This is a genomic window from Amycolatopsis sp. NPDC051061 (assembly GCF_040682935.1).
Taxonomy (GTDB): domain Bacteria; phylum Actinomycetota; class Actinomycetes; order Mycobacteriales; family Pseudonocardiaceae; genus Amycolatopsis.
Window position 1 is genome coordinate 12,199 of the sequence record NZ_JBFBBZ010000048.1, and the last position, 23,664, is coordinate 35,862.

Annotated in this window: 11 protein-coding genes and 1 pseudogene; 4 read left to right on the plus strand and 8 right to left on the minus strand. The window is 70.2% G+C overall.

The features are described from left to right. The coding region (locus tag AB0N03_RS41690; RefSeq protein ID WP_364384627.1) for a Smr/MutS family protein at positions 1-351 on the plus strand (351 nt) is incomplete at its 5' end. A gap of 13 nt (positions 352-364) precedes the next feature. Here AB0N03_RS41690 and AB0N03_RS41695 read toward each other — a convergent pair. Genes AB0N03_RS41695 through AB0N03_RS41710 form a run of 4 tightly spaced genes read right to left on the minus strand, consistent with a single transcriptional unit; the run spans position 365 to position 10,845 of the window. Further along, positions 365-1,237 carry a 3-hydroxyacyl-CoA dehydrogenase family protein gene (locus AB0N03_RS41695; protein WP_364384628.1) on the minus strand — a complete coding sequence of 291 codons (873 nt, stop codon included), beginning with the start codon at positions 1,235-1,237 and terminating at the stop codon, positions 365-367. A gap of 25 nt (positions 1,238-1,262) precedes the next feature. After that, positions 1,263-2,861: a DHA2 family efflux MFS transporter permease subunit gene (locus AB0N03_RS41700; RefSeq protein WP_364384631.1), complete on the minus strand. Its 1,599-nt coding sequence runs from the start codon at positions 2,859-2,861 to the stop codon at positions 1,263-1,265. Between the two features lie 23 nt (positions 2,862-2,884). After that, entirely contained in the window at positions 2,885-3,826 is a 942-nt protein-coding gene (locus AB0N03_RS41705) for an LLM class F420-dependent oxidoreductase (protein ID WP_364384634.1), read from the minus strand. After that, the gene (locus AB0N03_RS41710; RefSeq protein ID WP_364384637.1) at positions 3,826-10,845 is read right to left on the minus strand and encodes an SDR family NAD(P)-dependent oxidoreductase; all 7,020 of its coding nucleotides are present in this window, start codon (positions 10,843-10,845) and stop codon (positions 3,826-3,828) included. Before AB0N03_RS41710 ends, AB0N03_RS41705 begins: the two co-directional genes overlap by 1 nt. A gap of 627 nt (positions 10,846-11,472) precedes the next feature. On the opposite strand from AB0N03_RS41710, the gene AB0N03_RS41715 reads away from it, so the two are divergent. Together AB0N03_RS41715 and AB0N03_RS41720 are read left to right on the plus strand one after the other, a co-directional pair. Then, positions 11,473-13,023, plus strand: a complete 1,551-nt coding sequence (locus AB0N03_RS41715) for an FAD-dependent monooxygenase (RefSeq protein WP_364384640.1) — start codon at positions 11,473-11,475, stop codon at positions 13,021-13,023. Further along, positions 13,020-13,361: pseudogene (locus AB0N03_RS41720) on the plus strand (MFS transporter); the annotation flags it as partial. The gene AB0N03_RS41715 and the pseudogene AB0N03_RS41720, both read left to right, overlap by 4 nt. Positions 13,362-13,378: 17 nt before the next feature. Here AB0N03_RS41720 and AB0N03_RS41725 read toward each other — a convergent pair. From AB0N03_RS41725 to AB0N03_RS41740, 4 genes are all read right to left on the minus strand, one after another. Then, complete coding sequence (locus AB0N03_RS41725; RefSeq protein WP_364384643.1) at positions 13,379-13,543, minus strand: hypothetical protein; 165 nt, start codon at positions 13,541-13,543, stop codon at positions 13,379-13,381. A 120-nt stretch (positions 13,544-13,663) separates the two neighbouring features. After that, complete coding sequence (locus tag AB0N03_RS41730) at positions 13,664-14,026, minus strand: hypothetical protein (RefSeq protein WP_364384645.1); 363 nt, start codon at positions 14,024-14,026, stop codon at positions 13,664-13,666. Positions 14,027-14,105: 79 nt separating this feature from the next. Beyond that, on the minus strand, positions 14,106-15,029 hold the full coding sequence (locus tag AB0N03_RS41735) for a class I SAM-dependent methyltransferase (protein ID WP_364384648.1): 924 nt from the start codon (positions 15,027-15,029) through the stop codon (positions 14,106-14,108). After that, entirely contained in the window at positions 15,026-22,108 is a 7,083-nt protein-coding gene (locus AB0N03_RS41740) for an SDR family NAD(P)-dependent oxidoreductase (RefSeq protein ID WP_364384651.1), read from the minus strand. The genes AB0N03_RS41735 and AB0N03_RS41740 overlap by 4 nt, the downstream gene beginning before the upstream one ends. Positions 22,109-22,170: 62 nt before the next feature. On the opposite strand from AB0N03_RS41740, the gene AB0N03_RS41745 reads away from it, so the two are divergent. Next, positions 22,171-23,652: an FAD-dependent monooxygenase gene (locus AB0N03_RS41745; RefSeq protein WP_364384654.1), complete on the plus strand. Its 1,482-nt coding sequence runs from the start codon at positions 22,171-22,173 to the stop codon at positions 23,650-23,652. Positions 23,653-23,664: the final 12 nt, after the last annotated feature.

A 23,664-nucleotide genomic window follows, 5' to 3' on the forward strand; every position in this document is an offset into this window, starting at 1 on the left:
GGTCGACGCCGGCCCCCAGCCGGCCGCCGGCTGCCCACCCCCGGCGGCGGCCCCGGCCACCGGGGCCGCCGCCGGCCGGAGCACGAGGAGAACGCCATGCCGGAAAACGTGACCGTCGATCTGCACCCCATCTTCCGCAGTGACCGCGACATCGACCGGGCGGTACGCGCCGCCTTGTTCCAAGCCGCCGGCACGAAGGCCGCCCGCGTCGAGATCATCACCGGCAAGGGCGCCGGGCAGCTGCGTACCCGGGTGCTCGCGATGCTGCGGCAGCCACACCTGAAGAAGCTCTACCGCCGGGCGGAGGTGGCCCCCGGGAACGACGGAGTGGTGCTGGTGCACCTGCGGTGACCGGGATCGTAAATCAGCGCGCGTCGGGGTGGACGTAGAAACCTTCGCCGGTCTTGACCCCGAGCTTTCCTGCGTCCACATAGGACCGCAGTAGTTCGCGTGGCTCCGCGGGCAGGTGCGGGTTCTCTTCGGCGTAGTGGTTCTCGATGGCGAGGACGACATCCAGACCCACCTGGTCCATCATCCGGAACGGCCCGATCGGCAGGTGCCAGTTGACCCGGAACATCCCGTCCACGTCTTCGGGCCGGGCCACGCCGTCGGCGACCACCGCCAGGGACTCCCGTTTGATGGCGGCCCAGACGCGGTTGAAGATGAACCCGACGCTTTCCTTGCGCGCCTCGAACGGGTGGACGCCGAACTCGGGGAGGATCGCCAGCAGGGAGTCGAGCACGGCCCGGTCGGTTGCTCCGTCGGACATCAGGTCGACGGCGTTCGAGATCGGCGGCGTGTAGAAGTGCGCGTTGCACAGCCGGGTCCGGTCCCCGACCGCACCGGCCAGCAAGCGGGACGGGTAGGACGACGAGTTGGTGGCGAAGATGGTGTCGTCCGGCGCGGCCTCGTCGATCCGGTGCCACACCTGGATCTTCGCGTCGAGCTGCTCCGGAACCGCCTCGACGGCGAGCCACGCGTGCTTGAGCGCCTCCGGGACCGAATCGGCGGCGTGGACCTGGCCGGGTTCCCCGCTGCCGCGTCGGGCGATCAGCTCGGGCAACGCCTCGGCCACGTAGGCGACCGCCGCGGCGGTTTGCCGGGGAACCGGGTCGTACAACCGCACGGTTCCGCCGCGCGAGGCGAACATCAATGCGATGCGCCGGCCCATCGTGCCGGCCCCGATCACAGCCACCGGGCGGTCCTGGATGTCGTCGAACCGGTGCTCGTAGGTCATGGATCCTCGCCTTCGTCTTGTGCGGTCACGAAGCCGGTACGGTTTCTTCGTGCGCCGGCGCGTTACGGCGCATCGCGGCCGCCGCGAGGATGCCCAGCACCAGCACCGCCACCGGCAGCAGCACCGACTGCCGGGCCGCGTCGGCCAGCCCGTTCCGGACAGCCTGAGTGACCAGGCCGGTCCACCGTGCGGCGAGGTCCGCCGGCAGCCCGGACACTGGCGGCGCAGCGCCGCCGGAGCCGAACTCACCGGCCGACGACGCGGCCCCGGTCACCTCGGCGACGAACCGCGCGCGGTACTCCGGTGGCACCGAAGCCGCCGCGGTAGCCGCCTCAACCGTGACCGACGCAGCGATCCTGGCCTGCAGCAGCACACCGACCGCCGCGCTGCCCAGCACACCGCCGACCTGACGCGCGGTGTTGAAAACCCCGGATGCCGTCCCCACCAGCCGGGGTTCGACCGAGCTCATCGTCGCGTTGCTGACCGGCGCCAGCGCGAGCCCGAACCCGAGCCCGCACACAACCAGCGCCGGCACCAGCGCCCACGGCGCGCTCGCCGGGCTCGCCTGCGCGGCGAACAGCCCCAGCCCGGCCGCCAGCGCGGCAAGGCCGGCCATCACCAGGTACTTGCCCTCGACCTTGTCCGAAACGCGTCCGACGAACGGCCCGACGGCCGTCGACACCAGCGCGACCGGCGCGAGCAGGAGCCCCGCTTCCGTCGGCGTCAGCTCCAGCACCGACTGGACGTACACCACCAGTGGCAGGAACATCCCGATCAACGCGAAGCCGATCGTGGCGAACGCGAACGTTCCCGCGGAGAAGGTCCGGTTGCCGAAGACCTCGAGCGGCAGCAACGGTTCCTTGCGGTTGGCACGCTGCCAGAGCACGAACCCGACCAGCAGAGCCACGCCCAGGCCGATGATCTCGAACACCGACACGTTACCGACTACTTTGCCCCACGCGTACTTCTGCCCGTTCTGGACCCCGAAGATGACCGCGGCCAATCCGGCGGCCGCCAGCAGGACGCCGGGGACGTCGAACGAGTGCGCGTGCTTCGGCCGCCAATCGGGCACGAGCCGCCAGGTCAGCACCAGCGCCACCACCCCGATCGGGACGTTGACGAAGAACACCCACGCCCAACCCAGGCGGTCGACCAGGAGCCCGCCGAGCAGCGGTCCCGCGATCGTGCCCAGTCCGGCGACGCCCGCCCAGACACCCATCGCGGAACCGCGTTTGGCCGGCGGGAAGAGGTGGCCGATGAAGGCCAACGTCTGCGGGGTCAGTAGCGCGGCACCGAAACCCTGGACCGCGCGGGCGGCGATGAGCATCCCGACGCTGCCCGACAGGCCGCACCACAGCGACGCGCCGGTGAACACGACGAGACCCGCGAGGAACACCCGCTTGGGCCCGACGCGGTCGCCGAGCCTGCTGGTGAACAGCATCGGCACGGCGTAGGCGAGCAGGTAGACGCTGACCGCCCAGATCACCGCGTTGAGGTCCGCGCACAGGCCCCGCAGCATCGACGGGATCGCGATCGAGACGATCGTGGTGTCCAGCAGGACCATGAAGAACCCGGTGCACAAGGCGCCGAGCGCGGCCCACGGGTTGGTTTCTCGCGTCGACATCGTTGTTCTCCTCGCGATCGCGGCTAGCCGACGAACCCTCGCGCGAACTCTTCGACCTGCCGGAGGCTGGTCGGGTCCTCGAAGTACAGGATCAGCTCGTCCACTCCGGCTTCCTCGAACGCCGCGATCCGCTGCTTCACCGTGCCCACCGTGCCGACCAGCCCGTAAGAGCCGACATCGCCGGGGAAGACGAACGTCGACGAAGGCGGGACCAGAGCCCGCGCCTCGGCGTCGGTGTCCCGGATGATGCACAGGGTAGTGACGGTGCGGTTGATCCGGCTCCCGTCGCGGCCGGCGTTGCGGCAGTGCTGCTCCAGCACCGAGAACTTGTGCCGGGCTTCCTCGGGCGACGTCACGATGTTGCACGCGTCGCCGTACTGCGCGACCAGCCGGAGGGTCACCTTCTCGCCGTTGCCGGCGATCATTAGCGGGATGTGCGGCCGTTGCAGGCCCTTCGGCTCGTTCACCGCGTCCTGGATCCGGTAGTGCTCACCTTCGAAAGTCGCCTCCGCCTCGGTCCACAGGGCCAGGATCACCTGCACGGCTTCTTCGAGCTTGCGCGCCCGCTGAGCGGCGGTGCCGAACTCGTAGCCGTACTGCCGGTGGTCTTTTTCCAGCCAGCCCGCGCCGATGCCGAAGGACAGCCGGCCGCCGGAGATGACGTCCAGCGTCGAGGCCATCCGCGCCTGCAGCGCCGGGTGGCGATAGCCGTTCGCGGTGACCAGGTGCCCGATCCGCACGTTGGTGGTCTCCGCGGCGAGCGCGGTGGTCAGCGTCCAACACTCGAAGACCGGATCGTGCGAAGGCTGGACCGTGGTGAGATGGTCGGGGAGGTACACCACGTCGTACCCCGCATCGTCCGCGAGGGTTGCGAGATCGACCAGCCGGGCGTAGGCCGCTACGGGGTCGCCGATCGCGGCGAACTCGCGGGTGAAGCCCGAAGGCAGGAAGACGCTGTACTTCATCACTGGACTCCGTCCTGGAGGAACTGGCTGATCTCGGGCCAGAGGTCCGCCCAGATATCGCCTTCGTGCGCCGAGTCGTGCTTCAGGCCCGGCACCGCGATCAGGCGGGCCGGCCGGCTTTCCTGCCGCATCCGGGCTTCCAGCTCCTCGGACTGCGCGAAGGGGACGACCTCGTCCGCGTCGCCGTGCACGATCAGCACCGGCGCGGCCACCGTGGAAAGCGCCCGCAACGGATGCCGTTCGGGCGCGGCGAAGTAGGCCTCGACGCCGGCCGGACCGGTCTCCGCGCTCGACGGCAGCAGCGAGCCGGGGCGGTCCTGGTTGCGGGCCACGTGCTCGACCGGGTCGTAGAAACCCATCAGCAGCACAGCGCGCTGCCACAGCTCGGGACCGCGTTGCAGGGCCAGCATGGACGCGTAGGCACCGCGGCTGGTGCCGAGGATGTGGAGCCGGGTCTCGTCGATCTCGGGCAGGCCCGCGAGGTACCGCCCGGCCGTGACGAGGTCGTCGACGTCCTTGCCGCCGATTTCGGCCTGGGCGCCGAACTCGGAACCGTGTCCGGGGGCGCCGCGCTGGTCGACGGTGAAGACGGCGAACCCCGCGGCCAGCAGCGGGGCGTGCTCGCTGGTGTGGGCGTAGTCCCCGTCGTCGTCCAGCGCGCCGCCGTTGCCCGCCGTGCAGACGACCACCGCCGGGTGGGGGCCGGGACCGGACGGCGTGCTGAGGTGGCCGTAGAAGACCAGGCCGTCGTCCGCGGTGATCTCGTGCACCGCGAGGCCTTCGGTGAGCGTGTCCGCGCCGCTTTCGGCCCGATCCAGCTCTTCGCCGAGCAGGCTGACGAGCACCGGGACGCTGAGGTTCCGCTGCAGCCGGCCCGCCGGCACCGTGACCCCGAGCTGCTTCTGCAGCTGGACCCGCAGCTCGACCGCGGTCAGCGAGTCGACGTCCACAGCTTGCTGGTCGCCGAGCTGCTGCTCGGTCAAGCCGGTCGACTGCTGGAGGATCGGCGTGACGAGCGGGGGCAGCAGTTCGGCGCGTTCGGCCGGAGACGCTTCCATCAGCCGCTTCGCGGTGGTTTCTCGGGCACTGCCGTCGTCGGCGTACTCCCCGGCGTCTTCCGGCACGAGCGTGCGGAACTTGGGCAGCGACGCCAGCTGGGGGTTGACGCGCGCCCAGAGCGGCCAGTCGATGTCGGCGACCGACACTTCGGCCGGCTGGGTGTGGAGCAGAGTGCCCAGTTCGGAAACGAGCCGCGCCGGCGACATTCCGACGTGTCCGTTGCGCCGCAGGATGTTGCCGACCTGACCGTCGCGGCTGACCGCGACGCCGACGTCTTCGACCATCCCCCAGCCGACGCTGGTCGCCGGGAGCCCGTGGGCGCGGCGGTACCGGGCGAGGGCGTTGAGGAACTCGTTCGCCGTCGCGTAGGCGCCCGCGCCCGCCGGCCCCAGCTGGGCCGCGACCGAGGAGAACACCACGAAGAAGTCGAGCTGGTCCTCGAGGGTTTCCTCGTGCAGGTACCAGGCGCCGTCCGCCTTCGGCCGGGTGGCTCCGATCAGCCGCGCCGCTTCCGTGTCCGCGAGCAGCACGTCGTCGAAGTCGGCCGCCCCGTGCACAATCCCCCCGATGGGCGGCAAGTAGCTGCGGATCTTGGCGAGCGCCGTGTGCACCTGGCCGTGGTCGCTGACATCGGCCTTCTGGATCCGCACCTTGATCCCCCGGGCGGTCAGCTCGGCCATGTCCTGCACCGCGGCCGAGCTCGCGGGCCCGCGACGGCCGACCAGCGCCAGGTACCGCGCGCCGTTGTCGGCCAGCCAGCGGGCCACCGCACGGCCCAGGCCACCCAGGCCACCGGTGATCACGTAGGTGACATCCGGCCGGATCACCGTCTGCGGCAGCGATGCCGCCGGCACCGGTACCGTTTCGCGGGCCATCCGCACGACGATCTTGCCGTGGTGCTCGGCGCTCGCCATGGTCCGGAAAGCCTGCGCCACCTCGCTCGCGGGGAATTCCGTGATCGGCAGGGCGGCGATCTCGTCCCGGGCGAAGAGGTCCGCGGCTGCTCGCATGCACGCCTGAACCTCATCCGGCCGCAGCACCATCAGCTGGTCGTAGTCAAAGGTGTGGTACGAAAGGGCCTGCCGGGTCGCGGCCGTTCGCATCGCGTGGTCCGCCACGGGCCCCGGCTTGCCCAACTCGACGAACCGCCCGAACGGGCTCAGGGTCCGCAGGCTGTGGTGGACCATGTCAGCCGGGAGCGAGTTGACGATGACGTCAACTCCCCGGCCACCAGTCCAGTCGAGGACGTCGTCGGCGAAGGACATCGACCTCGAATCGGCGACGCGGGTGAAGCCTTCGTCGCGCAGGAACGCCCGCCGTTGCTCGCTTCCCGCGGTGACGAACACCTCCGCGCCGAGCTGCGTCGCGATCCGGGCGGCGGCCAGCCCGACGCCGCCGGCCGCCGAGTGGACGAGCACGCGCTCGCCGCGGCGAAGACCGGCCAGGCGGGTCAGCGAATACTGCGCGGTCACCACGGGCAGCAGCGAGGCCGCCTCCGCCGGGGACAGTCTCGCCGGTTTCTTCCCCACGCGCACCGCTTCGAGCGTGACGTGAGAAGCGAACAGCTGCCGGCTGTGGGCGAACACCTCGTCGCCGACCGCCAGCCCGGTCACGCCTTCGCCGACGGCCACGACGGAACCCGAGCACTCGACGCCCAGCGACGTACCGGAGTAGCTGCCCGTGAGCGCCTGCGCCGACATCAAGCCGGTCTGCTTGAGCACGTCCTTGAAGTTGAGCCCGACGTGCGAGACCGCCAGCTCGACCTCGCCGGGGCCAGGAGGCCGGCGCACCGTTCCCACGAACTCGGGCGCGGCCGCCGCGGAGCCCGGCGGCGGTAGGTACACCGGGGTGCGGTCGACCCGGACGTCCACGTGGGTGGAGGCGGCTTCCTCACCGGCGCGGAGCAGGTCCCGGACGTACCGCCCGTGCTCCCGCAAGGCCACTTCGTCGGAACTGGCGCCGGTCACCTCGGCCAGCAGCGCCTCGAGCAGCTCGCCGGGGCCGGCCGGCGGGAGATCGATCAGGCGGCACCCCAGTTCGGCGCGCTCGGCGTAGACGACCCGGCCGAACCCCCACAACGCCGCACCGCGGGGCGAAGCGGTCGGATCGTCAGCGGACACGCTCTGGGCGCCGGTGGTGACCAGGATCAGCGGTCCGGCGTCGGCCGGCAGCTCCTGGGCCAGCCGGAGCGGTGCCGCGATTCCGGCGCACGAAGGTGTTGCCGCTCGCTCAGGTTCTTCGTCGACGTAGAGGACACCGCGGTAGGCGGCCGCTCCGGCTTCGGGAAGCGCCTCTTCGGCCGTGTCCGCCCGGATGACGTCACCCCCCAGCGCGGACAACCCTTCGGCAAGACTCGAAGCGGTGGCCGAGGAGCCGACGACGACCCAGCGGCCGGTGGCATCCGCCGCCGCCTCCAGCCCTTCCGGGCGCCACGCGTGTTCGTAGTGGAGCTGCGCCGGCTGGTCAGCCGTGGCGGTGACCCGGTTGGTCCGCAGGCCACGCACCTCCGCGACGACCTCGCCGGCGTCGGTCACCAGAGTCAGGTCGCAGTCGATCCGGTCCGGGTCGGTCATCGGCCGGGTCCGCCCGTGCACCCACAACCGGGTACCGGGCGAACGGAAGAACTGGAACGAGTCGATGTGGGTCGGCACGTAGGTGCCGAACCGCGTTTCCCCGCCGAAGACGTGGGTGCCGGTGATGACGGCCTGCAAGGCACCGTCGAGCCGGACGGGGTGCAGCCGGTGACCGGCCCGCTCGACGGTGTCGAGCCGGAGCTCGGCGAACACCTCACGGGTTTCTTCCCGCCACCACAGTTGTTCCACGACCCGGAACGCCGGACCGTAGTCGTGCCGGGCCGAAACCAGGAAGTCGTAAACCTCGTCGTGGCCGAGGCCAGGGAGGCCCTTCGTGAGCTCGGCCAAGGTCGCCGGGCGCGGCTGCGGGACCCGTGCTTTGGCCACGTATGCGCGGCGGAGTTCGGTGTGCAGCGTCCAGGCGGAGTCGTCCACGTTGGCGCGGCTGTACATGCCGACCTGGCGCCGCTCGGGGTCGTACTGCACCCGCATCGTGGTGACCGTCCCGGGCGTGAGCACGAGCGGGCGCCGGAACTCGACGTCCTCGAACACGCATGGTTCGTCGTCGGGGAAGAACGCCAGCGCGGCGTCGAGGTAGCCGCACCCGGGCAGGATGACGGAGTCCCCGATCTTGTGGTCGTCGAGGTAGGGGAACGCCGACGCGGACAGCTCCACGTCCCGGGCGGGGGCGACGGACCCGACGGACCGCCCGGCGGACCGCAGCCCGTCGCTGCCCAGCCGGCGGGCGCGGGAGGTGGCCGACTCGATCCAGTGCCGGTCGCGTTGCCACGGGTACCGGGGCAGGTCGAGGTGCTCGCGCGGTCCGTTGTGGAGTGTGCCCCAGGTGACTTCCGCGCCCGTCGCGTACAACCGGCCGAGCGTTTCGAGCAGTTGCTCGCGGTGCGGGCGGTCGCGGCGCAGCGACGCTAGCAGCACGACGGCGTCCGTCCGGTCGCTCACCGCCTCGTCGATCGCCGTGGCCAGTACCGGGTGGGGCCCGACTTCCACCACCGCGCCGATGCCGCGGGTGAGCACCTTCCGGAACGCGTCGGCGAACCGCACCGGCTGACGGACGTTGCGCCACCAGTACTGTGCGTCGAGCTCCGGGCCACGGACCTGCGCACCGGTCACTGTGGAGAACAGCGGGATGTCCGCGCTGTGTGGCTGGATCCCCGCCAGCGCGGCGACCAGTGGTTCGCGGATCTCGTCCATCTGTGGGCTGTGATAGGCCACTTCCACCCGCAGCGGCTTCACCGATGCCCCGGCGGCGGTCAGGCTTTCGGTCACCGTCGCCACGGCGTCGCGATCGCCGGCGATGGTCGTCGCGTGCTTGCTGTTGACCGCGGCCACCGTCACGCCGTCGACCAGGTGCGGAGCCACCTCCGCGACCGGCAGGTCGACCGCCGCCATCCCTCCGCGCCCGGCGAGCCGGGCCTGGAGGCTCGCGCGGTGGAAGCTGATCGTCAGCGCGTCTTCGAGTGAGTACACCCCGGCCGCGTAGGCGGCGGCCACCTCGCCCACGCTGTGCCCGACGATGGCCGCCGGTTCGATACCCCGGTCACGCAGCAGCTTCGTGACCCCTGCCTGCACGACGAAGTTGCCCAGCTGAGCGTAGAGAGTTTCCGTCAGTCGTGACACGTCCTCGGCACGGCGTAATTCGGCGGCCATCGACACGTCGTAGCGGGCCAGCACCTCGTCACAAGCGGCGACGAACTCGGCGAACCTTGGCTCCTGCTCGAGGAGTTCGCGTCCCATGCCCCACCACTGCGGACCCATTCCGGTGTAGACGAACGCAATGGCCGGACGCGTCGTCCGGGTCGGCTCGACGGTCAGCTCCCGCAGCTTTTCGGCGGCTTCGCCGCCGTTCCCGGCGACCACGAAGGTTCTCATCGGGTGGTGGTCCCGGTTCCGGGCGGCGACGTCGCAGACCCGGTGGAAGGCGGGCGCGTCCGGCGTTTCGAGCAACTGCGCGTAGGACTCCACCAGGGAGCGAAGCGCTTCCGGGCTACGGGCCGACAACGGCAGGAGCTGCGGCCGGCTCTGCTCCGCGGCGGATTGGCCGGCGGGCTCGATCACCGGCCCCTGTTCGAGGATGGCGTGCGCGTTGGTCCCGCCGAAGCCGAACGAGTTGACCCCGGCCCGCCGGGGCCCCGGCCCCTCCGGGAACGGGACGCTCTCCGTGGGCACCCGCACGGGCAGCCGGTCGAACGGGATGCGGGGATTGGGCTTCTCGAAGTGCAGGTTGGCCGGGATGATCCCGTCCTCCAAGGTGATGGCCGCCTTGATCACCCCGGCGACCCCCGCCGCCGCCTCGGTGTGGCCGAAGTTCGACTTGACCGACCCCATCCAGTGCGGCCCGGGAGAATCACCGAGGGCCTCGCCGATCGCGGTCGCTTCGACCGGATCCCCGACCGCGGTCCCGGTTCCGTGGGCTTCGAAGTAGCCGACCGAGGCCGGGGCGACGCCGCCGACCCGGCAGGCCCGCTGGATCAGCTCACGCTGGGATTCGACCCGCGGCACCGTGATCCCGGGCGTGTGGCCGTCCTGGTTCACGGCGGTGCCGCGGATGACGGCGTGAACGCGGTCACCGTCGCGAACCGCCGCCGAAAGCGGCTTCAAGACCAGAACACCCGCGCCTTCGCCACGCGCGTAACCGTTGGCCCGGTGGTCGAAGGACTTGCACCGGGCGTCCGGTGACAGGAACTGTCCCTTGGACATCAGGATGCTGGTGGTCGGGTTCATCATGACGTTCACCCCACCGGCCACCGCGAGTTCGCAGTCCCCGAGCGCCAGCGCGTTGGACGCCTGGTGGATGGCCACCAGCGAAGAGGAGCAGGCGGTGTCGAGGGTGAACGACGGCCCGCGCCAGTCGAACACGTAGGACAACCGGGCGGCGAGCATGGTCATGCTCACCCCGGTCGGAGTGGCCGCGCTGACCAGGTGCCGGTTCGATTCGTCCAGCTGCAGCACCGCCGCGTCGAAGGTGAACCCGCCGACGAAAACCCCGACTTTCGCCCCCGCGGTGGAGCTCGGCGGGATTCCGGCGTCTTCCAGGGATTCCCACGTCACTTCGAGCAGCAGCCTTTGCTGGGGGTCCATTGCCGCTGCTTCGCGCGGTGCGATGCCGAAGAAACCGGCGTCGAAGGTGTCCACCGAGAACTGGAGGAATCCGCCCTGCCGGACGAACATCCGCCCGGGCGTCGCGCGGTCCTCGTCGAAGTAATCGGTGACGCGCCAACGATCAGCGGGGACGTCGCAGATCGCGTCGGTACCGGACGCGAGCAGTTCCCGGAAACTTCGCGGATCGTCGATCCCGCCGGGAAAACGGCACCCGATCCCGACGATCGCGACGGGCTCGGCCTGAGTGGAGGATTCCGGCAACACCATCGATCAGACTCCCTCGAACTGCGTCGAACCTTGGCGGGACCGTACCGACAGTTCCGGAGCAGGCGCGTTCCGTCAGCCGGGACGGGTGCAGTCGTCCAACAGTCTTGCCCGAAGGCCCGTTTCTGCCGTGGCGTCGGACTGCCCCCCGCGGGGTGTCGCGGTGCCGAACGGCCGCTCTCCGCCAGGCCAACGACTTCAAGTACGGTCCGCCGCAAGGCCGAGGGCGGCTGCGGGCCGGTTGTCACCCGGCGCGAGCACCGACATGATGTGCGCGAATGGCCCGCACGCGGCCGGGGTCGCCGGTACCGAAGCAAAATGCGCCCGCCGCGCTCGATCAACTCTCGTAAAGAAACTCGTCGAGCATGCGGTCGAGACCGATGCCGAACAGCTGGTCATCCGACCAGCCGGCGTCGAGGAACCCGGAGGAGGTGAGTGTGGGTGGCGCCGCGCCGAGTCGAGGAGGTACGCGCGGACCTTGGCCACCGCAGCCGGGTCGGTCAGCCGTCGCCCAGCCGCGTCCGACATCGCCGCACCGATCACGAAGGCCGCGAGGGTACGCGTCGCGGACGCGAGCTCCATTCCGGATAGACCGGCCCGGACGAGCATCACCTGGGCGAGGAGGAAGTTGTGCGCTACGACGTCGTCGTGGCCGGCGGAGGTCCGGTCGGCCTCTTCCTGGCGTGCGACCTGCGGTCCAGAGGCCTCTCGGTGCTGGTGCTCGAACGCGACACCGAACCCGGCTCACCGCTGAAGCGAGTCCCGTTCGGAGTGCGCGGACTCCGGACCCCGGGCATCGAAGTGCTCGACCGCCACGACCTGCTGACCCCGCTCCTTCCGCAGAGCCGGGACGACCAGCTTCGCTGGTCCGGCGGGCACTTCGCGGGCATCCCGCTCGACGCCCAGGACATCGACCCCTCGCATTGGACCTACCAGCTCCCGGGCGTGGGTACCACTCAGCTCGACGTCACCCTGGAGGACCTCGAGCGCGTGCTGGCCGAGCGCGCGATCCTCCTCGGCGTTGATGTCCGCCGCGGCGCGGCGGTCTCCCATATCGAGTCCGCAGCGGACGAAGTGACGGTCCGGGCCGGCGACGAGCGGTACCGCGGGCGCTGGCTGGTCGGCTGCGACGGGGACCGGAGCGCGGTGCGCGAAAAGGCCGGCTTCTCTTCCCTGGACGCGGAACCGGAGTTCACGGGGTACTCGCTCAGCGTCGACATCGCCGACCCCGCGGTGCTGCCGCCGGCTCGCGAGCGCCGGTTCTTCCCGCTGACCGAGGGACCTGGCGGGCTGTACACGCAGTGGCAACCGGGCGCCCTGGCGATGATCGACTTCGACGGCGGAGCGTTTCACGGGAGCGGGCCGATCACCCGGGGGCACGTGCAACGGGTCCTGCGGCGCATCACCGGCACGGACGTCACCGTCAACGCGATGCGCTTCGCCTCGACCTGGACCGACCGCGCCCGGCAAGCGACGACCTACCGCCGTGGCCGCGTGCTGCTGGCCGGTGACGCGGCCCACACCCATTCGCCGGTCGGTGGCGAGGGATTGGGGCTCGGGCTCGCCGACGCGGCGAACCTGGGGTGGAAGCTCGCCGCCACCGTGCGCGGCCGAGCTCCTGATGGGCTGCTCGACACCTACTCCGCGGAGCGGCATCCTGTCGCGGAACGCGTGTTCGACTGGACGCGGGCACAGGTCGCGCTGCTGCGACCCGGCGCGCACGCGCTCAAGGCCGTGTTCCGCGATCTGGTCCGCACCCGCGCGGTGGCCACCCACCTCGCCGAACGGCTGTGGGGTGTGTCGCGCGCCTGCGACCTCGGCGGGTCGCACCCGCTGGTCGGCCGCAGCTGTCCGGACTTCGAGTTCGGGCGCCGGACACGGGTCGGCACGCTGCTGCAGAGCGGAGCCGGCCTGCTACTGGACTTCAGCCGGGAGTCCGCGCTGCGGGCGCTCGCGAACCGGTGGGGTGATCAGGTCACCTACCTCGCGGCGCGGCCCGAAGACCGGCTGGGCCTGGGTGCGGTGCTCGTCCGACCCGACGGGGTCGTCGCCTGGGCTGGCGACACGGCAGCCGACCCCGAAGAAGTCAGCCAAGCCGCCGCACGGTGGTTCGCGCCGCAGGTCGGCGCGGCAAACGTGGCCGCGGCCGGAGCATCTCCCGAAAAGCGAAGGACACCATGAAATCCGAAGCCGTCCCGAACCGGTGGCTTGCGCTCGTTGTTTTGAGCTTGGCCCAGCTGACGGTCATCCTGGACTCGACGATCGTCAACATCGCCCTGCCCACCGCACAACGCGACCTGGCGTTTTCCGACGACAGCCGCCAATGGGTGGCCACCGGCTACGCCCTCGCGTTCGGCAGCCTCTTGCTGTTGGGTGGCCGGCTCTGCGACCTCTACGGCCGCAAACGCCTGTTCATCATCGGCATGATCGGGTTCGCCGCCGCCTCGGCCCTCGGCGGGGCCGCGGACGGGTTCACCCTCTTGCTGATCACCCAAGGCGCCTTCGCCGCAATCCTCGCCCTCATCGTGCTGCCGTATTAGCCGCGCGGGAGAACGTCCGGGAACACCTCCTCTTGGAGAATCCTGCGGGTGTCGACGTCCAGGTGCGCCCCACCCCACATGATCTCGTCGACCTTCCGGTTGACGAGGTCGACCAGATCCGGGCGTTCGGCCATCCGCACGAGGAGCGGCGGTGTGGCCACCAGAACCGGCGTAGCGGTCCGCCTCTTCTGCGCGTCCTTCCCCCAGACTGGTGCGCACCCACCGCGGGTCGAGGTCCACCGTGAAACAGATACCGCCGCGCATCCGCGTCACCTCGGCCATCAACCTGCCGAAGATGTGCGGTCCGCTCGGGGCAACGGCCGGCCAGTTGACGCGGCGGGGAAATCCCAGCTCGTCCATCCGCCCGCTTTCCACGTCAGTGAACTGCGCATCCAATCCGAGAGGAGCAGCACCCGCTTCGGAGTTCCGGTCGTGCCGCCGCTGTCGAACGCACCGACGACATCGAGCTGTTCGCCGTAGCCGCGCGGAACCAGTGCTTCGAGTGGCAGCTCCCTGAGTTCGTTGACCAAGTTTGGGAACCGGCGCAGATCGGCGTGCGTACGCACGTCGCGAAGCGGGTCGAAGTCGAGGGCCGTGCCTTGGCCAGCCAGAAGGGCGAACCCGTCTCCGGGCTGAAATGCCACTTCATCGCCGCCTGGTAGAAGCCGGGCTCGGCGACGACCGATCCGGTGTCCCATTCGAGCGGGTAAGGGTCCGCAGCCATCAGGAAGACCTCCTCCGGCCGGGCACCGTTCCGCCGGACGAAACACTCCCGATGGGCCACGGGTCGGAAACCGATCGACCGGGACCACCGCCCGCCAGGCCGGGGCCGGCGAGCCGAGGCACCCGGGCCCAGGCCCCGACGAGTTCGGCGGTCCACACCGTCGCCCTCACCGCCCTGAGTTCGTCGGCCACTCGACCGGCCATGCCGTCGACGACCACCTCGTCTTCGGTGACCACCCCGTGCGCCAGCGCCAGCGGCAGGAGGCTGCGAGCAGTGGCCGCCAGGAACTCGGGCACGAGCGAATCGGCCGTCCCAGCCGGCTCGACGGCGGCCACGCCCTGCATGTCCAAGCCGGCTTCGGCCAACGTGGGAACGATCCGTTCGCCCATGTCCGGCTCGATCCCGCTCGCTCGCATGGCATCGATCACCCACCGCATGCTCCGGGCGAGCAACGGGGTCGACGGCACCGATCGGCAGCGGGAAACGTTGTAGTCCTGGAAGGATACGACGCCACCGGGCCGGACTTGGCGGCTCAGCTCGCGGACGGTCCTCGCCGCGTCCGGCAGGTGCATCAAGATCAGGCGGCCGGCCAGCGCGTCGACTGGCTCGGCCGGCCGCAGCTCGCCGAGATCGGCCTCGAGGTAGGACACGTTGGTGAGTCCGGCTTCCCGCGCACGTTCCCGGGCCACTTCGAGCACACCGGGGTCGACATCGACCCCGAGCACCGAGCCGGTGGGGCCGACCAGGTCCGCGAGCACCATGCTCACGTCACCGGTGCCGCAGCCGACGTCGAGCACGCGCATGCCCGGCCCGATCCCGGCCAGCTTGAACAGGTGGGCGCTGTGCGGACCCATGATCTCGGCCTGCAGCCGGAGCCGTCCGGTCTCGGCGGCGTCACGGGGCATCGCGTAGCTGTCGGTCATGTCGCCGGCTCCGAGCTCGTGAGGAAGTCGGCCACTTCGGGCCAGAGAGTGTCCCAGTCGTCTTCGACGTACCCGCTGTCGTGGCCGAGCCCCGCCACCGTGACCAGGCGCGCCGGCAGGTCGGACGCCTGGGCGTGGGAGACCAGCGCCTGGGCCTGCTCGACGGGAATGATCTCGTCGTCCTCGCCGTGCACGACGAGGACGGGAGCGGAGACGTCTCCGATCGATGCCAAGGGCCGCCGGTGTGGTGCGGTGAAGTAGGCCACGAGTTCGTCCGGCCCGAACCCGGGCCGGGCCGGGAGGAAGGAGCCCGGTTCCGCTCGCTCGGCCGCGACCAGGTGCGCCGGGTCGTACAGGCCCATCAGCAGGACCGCGCGGTGCCAGCGGGACGGTTCCCGCCCGAGCGCGGACAACGCGGTGTACCCGCCCCGGCTGGTACCCAAGACGCTCACCCGGGCGCCGTCGATTCCGGGAAGGCCGGCCAGGTAGCTCGCCGCCGCGAGCACGTCGTCGACCTCCCGGCCACCCATTTCCGCGAGCGCGTCGAAGTCGGCACCGTGCCCCGGGGCACCTCGATGGTCGACGGTGAAGACCGCCAGCCCAGCCGCTCGCAGTGGTTCGTGTTCGCCCACCTGAACGTGCACGCCATCGGCGTTCAGGGCCCCGCCACGCCCGGACGTGCACACCACGACAGCCGGATGCGGTCCTGGTCCGGGAGGCGAGCTGAGATGGCCGTACACGGTCAGCCCATCACCCGACGCGAATTCGTGGACCGTGAGGTCCCTGGCCGGCTCGAAGGTCTCGGCGGGCGCTCGGTCGAGCTCGGCGACGAGCAAACCGACCAACCCGCTCATGGTGAGGTCTCGCTGCAGCTTGACCGCCGGGATCGAGACACCGAGCTCCTTCTGCACCAGGACCCGCAACCCGACCGCGGTCAGCGAGTCGACGTCGACCGGCTGGTCGTCGTCGAGCTGGCCTTCGGTCAGCCCGGTCGACTGCTGTAAGAGCGGCGCCAGCAGAGCAGGCAACACCGTGGCCCGTTCTTCGGGACCGAGGTTCTGCAGCCGCGGCCCGCCCGATGGGCCGCCGTCGTCCCCGCCCGTAGCCACGATCGAGCTCACCCGGGGCAACGAGGCGAGCTGAGGGTTGGACCTGGCCCAGCGTGGCCAGTCCATGTCGGCCACGGTGGCCTCCACCGGCCGCGTCCGCAGCAACGTGTCCAGCTCGGCGGCGAACCGTGCGGGCGAGATGCCCAAATGCCCGTTCCGGCGGAGGAAAGTGCCGACCTCGCCCTTGCCGCTGACCGCCACGCCCACTTCCTCGATCAGGCCCCAGCCGATGCTGGTGGCGGGCAGCCCCCGGGCGGTCCGATGGCGAGCGAGAGCGTCGAGGAACTCATTCGCCGTCGCGTAAGCGCCGAGCGCCGCCGATCCGAGCTGCGCACCCACCGACGAGAAGAGCACGAAGAAGTCGAGGGAGTCCGGCTCCGTCGCCACGTGCAGGTTCCAGGCGCCGTCCGCCTTCGGCCGGGTTGCTTCGAGCAGGCGTGTCGCATTCGTGTCCGAGAGCACGACATCGTCGAAGTCGGCCGCGGCGTGGACGATGCCGGCGATCACCGGCAGTCGCTCGCGAACACGGGACAGCAGTGCCTCGACCTGGTCCAGGTCGGCCACGTCGGCTTTCTCGACCTGGACCTCCACGCCTCGCGCGGTCAGCTCGGCCACCAAGTGCTCGGCTTCCGGCGTGGTCACGCCGCGCCGGCCGACGAGCACGAGATGACGGGCGCCTCGATCGGCCAGCAACCGGGCCACCGTCCGGCCCAGCCCGCCCAAGCCGCCGGTCACGACGTAGCCGGCATCGTCGCGGATGGGGGTCTCCGGGAGTGAGGTCGCGGGAACGGTGACCGGTTCGCCGGCGATGCGGACCACGATCTTGCCGAGGTGGTCCGGGCTGCCCATCGCCATGAACGCCTTGTCGACTTCATCCGCCGGTATCTCGGTGACCGGCAGCGGGGAGATGACACCCTCCTCGAACAGGGCCACCGTCTCCCGCAGGCATTCGCGCACCCGAACCGGGTCCAGCGCCATCATCTGGTCGTAGTCGAAGGCATGGAAAGTCATCGCCTTCCTGGTGACGGCCGACCGCACCGCGGGGTCGGCACCCCCATCGAGCTTGCCCAGCTCGACAAACCGGCCGAAGGTGCGCAGCACTCCGAGACTGTGGTGGATCATGTCCGCGGGCAACGAGTCGAGGATGACGTCGACGCCCTCGCCGCCGGTCCATTCGAGGACTTCTCCTGCGAATGTCGTGGACCGGGAATCCGCCACGTGGGCCACGCCCGCCTCGCGCAGGTACTCCCGCCGTGCCTTGCTGCCCGCGGTGGCGTACACCTCGGCCCCGAGCGCGGCCGCGATCCGGACCGCGGCCAATCCCACGCCGCCGGCGGCTGAGTGGACGAGGACCCGTTCCCCGGCGCGCACCCCGGCGAGCCGGACCAGCGACTGGTGGGCGGTGACGACCGGCAGCAGGGAGGCAGCTTGGGCGAAGGACAGCGCGGCCGGCTTCTTCACCACCCGGACGGCGTCGACCGTGACGTGTGAGGCGAACAGGGCTCGGCTGTGCACGATCACTTCGTCGCCGGGCCGCAGGTCCGGTACGTTACGGCCGGTCCGGACGACGGTTCCCGAGCACTCCAGGCCCAGCGCGCCCCGCGAGTGCGTGCCCTCCATGACCTGGCCCGTGAGCAGCCCGGTCACCTTCAGCACGTCCTTGAAGTTGACCCCGGTGCAGACGACCTCGACTTCGACCTGGTCCGGGCCCGGCGCCCGCCGGGTGGTGGCGGCGAACCGGAGGTTGTCGGCGCTGGTCCGGACGACTCCGAGGCTCACCGGAGTTACGTCGGTGCGGGTCCGTACCTGGTGCAACGGGGACAGGTCGCCGGCGGGCTCGATCCGGCGCACGTAACGGGTGCCGTCGCGTAGGGCGACTTCGTCCTGCCCGTCATGGGTCAGTTCGGCCAGCAAGCCGTCGAGCAGCAGACCATCGGACCACCCGGTACCGGGATCGAGGTCGATGAGCCGGCACCCCAGTTCCGGCCGTTCGGCGTTGACGACCCGGCCCAGCCCCCAGGTGGCGGCCGCGAACGGGTCGGTCACGGCATCGGCGGAGGAGACGCTCTGCGTGCCGCTCGTCACCAGGAAGAGGCGCACCCCTTCCTCCGGCAGCGCTTGCGTCAACGTCAAGGGATCCGCGGCAGGCGAACACGCGGGCACGTCGATGGCGCCAGCCGGAGCGCCGGCGAGGTGGACCACGCGGACGGGCGACGAGTCGCGGGCGAGCGCGGCCCTGAGCCTCACCAGCCAGTCCTCGTCAGCCGGATCCACGCGCACGACTGTCCCGTTCGCCGCCACGATCCGCTTCTCCAGGCCGATCGTCCGGGGTGAGGAACCCACGAGGATCCACGAACCTCCGGCATCGCCGGTGGGCTCGAGCGGTTCGGGGTGCCAGGCGTGTTCGTAGTAGAGGCTCTGGGAGAGCGCGGTGACCACGGTGCTGTCCTCGGCGAGCCGCTGGGCACGCAAACCGATCAGCTCCGCGACGATTTCGCCGCCATCGGTGACGAGGGTGATGTCGCACTCGTACCGCCCCGGTACGTCGCTGTGGCGGTCGCGCCCGTGCACCCACAGCCGCTCTCCAGGCGAGCGGAAGAACCGGAATTCCGCGATGCCGGCCGGCACGTAAGTGCCGTCCGCGGCCTCCCCGCCGAGCAGGAGGCCGCCGGCGAACACCGATTGCAGAGCGGCGTCCAGGTGCACGGGGTGAAGTCGATGCCCCTCCCGGTCGACGGTGCCGAGATCGATCTCGGCGAAGACCTCACCGGTTTCGTTCCGGACCCACAGCCGGTCGACGGCACGGAAGCAGGGCCCGTAGTCGAGCTCGCCCACGCCCAGACGTTCGTACAGCTCTTCACGGCCGACCATCGGCAACGACCGCGTCAGGTCGGGAAGCGATTCCGTCCGGGGAGCGGGCCGCTGAGGTGCGGCGAGGTAGGTCCGGCGCAGCTCGGCGTGCAACGTCCAGTCCGGCTCGTCCGGCTTCGTGAAGCCGTGCAGCGTCAGATGCCTGCGCACGGGGTCGTACCCGGTTCGCAGTGTGGTGACCGACGAGGGCGCGATCACCAGGGGGCGGTGGAAGACGATGTCCTCGAAGAAGCAGGGTTCGTCGTCCGGGAACATCGCCAGCGCGGTCTCGAGGTAGCCGGCTCCGGGGAAGATCAGCTCGTCGCCGATCTTGTGGTCGACGAGATAGGGGAACTCGACCGGCGACAACTCGACGTCCCGGGTCGGGGTCGCCGCGGCGACGATCTGCCCGCTCAGCGATAGGCCGCCTACCCCCAGGCGGTTTCGCCGTGACGCCGTCGACTCGAGCCAGTGCGACTCTCGCTGCCACGGGTACAACGGCAGATCGAGGTGTTCGCGGGGCCCGGGATGCACTCGCTCCCAGTCGGGGTCGACACCCGTCGCGTACAGGGAGCCGAGCGTTTCCAGGAGCTGCCTGCGCTGCGGCCGGTCACGACGCAGCGATGCCAGCCGCACCACCTCGGCCCCGCGTTCGCTCGACGCTTCGTCAATCGCCGTGGCCAGCACCGGGTGCGGCCCGATCTCCAGCACCGCTCCGGGCGAGTGCCCGAGCAGGTGCCGGAACGCGTCGGCGAACCGCACGACCTGGCGCACGTTCCGCCACCAGTACCCGGCGTCGAACTCGGAGCCGTCCACCTGGCCGCCGGTCACGGTCGAGAGCAGGGTGACCGCGGCTCGACGCGGGCGGATGTCCCGCAACGCGGCGAGCAGCGGTTCCCGGATCTCATCCATGTGGTGACTGTGGTAAGCCACATCGACTCGCAGCGCGGTGAACGATTCCCCCGCGCTCTCGAGCCGCTCGGCCACCACGTCCATGGCGTGCCGGTCGCCGGCCAAGGTGGTCGCCGACGCACTGTTGATCGCGGCCACCGTGACACCGTCGACGAGATACGGAGTCACCTCGTCGACCGGCAGGCCGACCGCCGCCATGACGCCGCGGCCGGCAAGCCGGGACTGCAGGCAGGCGCGGTGGTAGCTCACCGTCAGTGCGTCCTCCAGCGAGTACACCCCGGCCGCATGCGCCGCGGCGACCTCGCCGACACTGTGGCCCACGATCGTCGCGGGCTCGATGCCCCAGTCCCGCCAGAGCGCGGTGAGCCCGGCCTGCACCACGAAGTTGGCGACCTGCGCGTACAACGTCGTGGTGAGCCGCGACTCACCTTCGTCGCGAAGCAGTTCTTCGCCGATCGCCACATCGAACCGCGAGAGAACCGCATCGCACTCGGCGACGACCTCGGCGAACCGCGGCTCTTCCAGGAGCAGCTCGCGCCCCATTCCCCACCACTGCGGGCCCATTCCGGTGTAGACGAACGCGACCTGCGGTCGAGCCGTCCGACGGCCCGCGGGATCCAGCTCCCGCAGTCGCTCGGCGGCCTCCTTCCCGTTTGCGGCCACCACGAACGTCCGCACCGGATGGTGGTCGCGCTGTCTCGCTGCGGCGCGCGCGACCTGCGTGAGAATCGGCGCATCCGGCTGCTCGAGCAGGGTCGCGTAGTCCTCGGCGAGCGCTCGCAGCGCCTCGGGGCTCCGGGCCGACAGTGCCAGCAACCGCGGCTCGCCGAGTTCGCTCTCGTCCACTTCGGACACCGGGATCACGGGCGCCTGCTCGAGGATGGCGTGCGCGTTCGTACCGCCGGCGCCGAAGGAATTGATCCCGGCCCGCCTCGGTCCGTCGTACTGCGGGAAGGGCACCAGCGCCGTCGGCACCTTCACCGGCAGCCGGTCGAACGGGATCTGGGGATTGGGCTTCTCGAAATGCAGGTTCGGCGGGACCAGCCCACGCTCCAGGCACAGGCTCGCCTTGATCACGCCGGCGATCCCTGCCGCCGCCTCGGTGTGGCCGAAGTTGGATTTGACCGATCCGATCCAGTGCGTGTGCGGCGAGCCGTCCAACGCACCGCCGATTGCGGCCACCTCGATCGGATCACCCACCGGGGTACCCGTACCGTGCGCCTCGTAGTACCCGATCGAACCGGGCCGGACACCGCTCATCTCGCACGCTTGCCGGATCAACATGCCCTGGGCTTCGGCACTGGGGACGGCGGCGCCCGGCGTCCGACCGTCGTGGTTCACCGCCGATCCCCGTACCACCGCGCGGATGCGGTCGCCGTCGCGGAGAGCCGCGGACAGCGGTTTGAGGACGACCAAGCCGGCGCCTTCACTGCGCACGTACCCGTTCGCGCGGTGGTCGAACGACCGGCACCGGGCGTCGGGCGACAGGAACTGGCCCTTCGCCATCGCCATCGTGGAGGCGGGGACGAACATCATGTTCACGCCACCGGCCACGGCCAGTTCGCACTCACCGCGGTCGATCGCGGCACAGGCCTGGTGGAAAGCCACCAGCGAAGAGGAGCACGCGGTGTCGATGGTGAAACACGGTCCATGCCAGTCGAAGGTGTAGGACAACCGCGCCGACAACATGGTCATGATGACGCCGGTCGGGGTGGACGCCCCGAGCAGATGCTGGTTCGACCCGGTCAAAGCGAGGCTGGCCGCGTCGAAGGTGAAGCCGCCGACGAACGTGCCCACGTCAGTGGACGCAGTGGAACCCATGGGAATTCCTGCGTCTTCGAACGCCTCCCAGGTGACTTCGAGCAACACCCGCTGCTGGGGGTCCAACGCCGCCGCCTCACGCGGCGCCAGGCCGAAGAAACCGGCATCGAAACCGTCCAACGGCGATTCGAGGAACCCTCCTTGACGGATGAACATCCGACCGGGAGTAGCGGGATCGGGGTCGTAGAACGCGCCGGTTTTCCACCGATCGGCCGGCACGTCGCCGATCGCGTCGTGCCCACCGGCCACCAAGTCCCAGAAGCTGAGCGCATCCTTGACACCGCCGGGGAAGCGAGCTCCCACACCGACTATCGCAATGGGCTCGGACCATTTGCGGGCAGTTCGTCGACTCTCCGCAAGTCCGGCAGCGTGCAGCAAGGACACCATCGAACCACCTCTCGATCTGGCTGCAGTTATCGCACACTGAATCGATCAGCCCGGAGATTCGATTGAAGACGTATACCTTTTTGGTACTCAGTCTGCCCGAAGAGGTACCTCTCCGGGCTGGTGAGCCGTCCCAGGGTTCAAGAGTATTCGAGCACGCTATTTTGCCCGAAGTTACCTTGATCAAGCCAATCCGATGTGGTCGCCTGGTAGCGGGACGCCAGCCCGACCACGGCGGCACGCCGCCTCCTCGAACTTCCGGAAAAGGCGGGGCCATGAACAGCGCTGTCAATCACGAGGCCGGCCGGGTGCTCGTCGTCGGGATGGGGGTGAGCGGCCTCGCGACAGCGGCGCGGCTGAGCCGATCCGGCTGGCGGACCGTGCTCGTCGAAAGAGCGCCGGGCCGACGTTCCGACGGTCACTTCGTCGTTCTCTTCGGTTCCGGCAAGGCCGCCGCCGCCCGGCTCGGGCTGCTCGGCGCGCTCCACGACCGCACCGCCGCACCGCAAAAGATCGATATCGACCGCAACGGCTCCAACCGGCCCGGCATCGGCTTTTCGGATCTGCCGGGTGCACCGTGGACGCTGCTGCGCGGCGACGTCGAGAACGCGGCGTTCAGAGCTCTGCCGGCCGACGTGGAGATCCGGTACGCCACCACGCCCACCGCGATCGTCCACGATCCGGACGGGGTGGACGTCACCTTGCTCGACACCGCGACCGGTACGTCGGTGACCGAGCGGTTCGACTTGGTCGTCGGCGCCGACGGGCTGCGCTCGACGGTCCGCGGCCTGGTGTTCGGTCCACCTGGGAAGTACCTGCGGCGGTTGAACTACGTGTTCGCCGCGTTCCGGTTCTCCGGCACACCCGCGGGTCTGGAGCCCGGCCAGTCCGCGACGATGATCGAACGAGACCGGTCTATGTGGGTCTTCGCCTATCGGGACCACGACCCGACCGCAACGTTGATCTACCGCACCGAAGACGTCGATGCCGAGTTCCTCGGATCCCCCGGGGAACGACTCCGATCGATCTTCGGACCCCAGCCGCTGGGGGCCACCCTCGGCGATGTGGTCGACGCGGCCGAAGCCGCCGACGAAATCCTGTTCGACTCCGTCGAACAGGTGAGAATGGACACTTGGCGGAAGGGCCGCGTAGTCCTCGTCGGCGACGCCGCTTGGTGCGTCACTTTCTACGTCGGCATGGGCGTTTCGCTCGGTTTGGCCGGCGCCGATCTGCTCGGTGTAATGCTCGATCGGCATCCTGGCGACATCGGGAGCGCACTCGCCGCGTGGGAGCAGGCCTTGCGTCCCCAGGTCGACCATTACCTGGACGAAGTGTTCGAAGACCGCAAGATCTTCGTCGCCGAGAGCCGCCTGGAGACCCTTTTCTGGCGATTGGCACCGTGGCTGCGCCGCTTCCGGCTCGGCAAGCACCTCGTCGACCGGGTGATCCGCGTCGACGAGTTGGTCCGGGCCAAGAACGCCGACATCATCGGCCCGCTCCTGAACACACCGCCGATCGTGGCCGGCGGCACCGCCTCCGGCCGATAGCACTGACCGGCG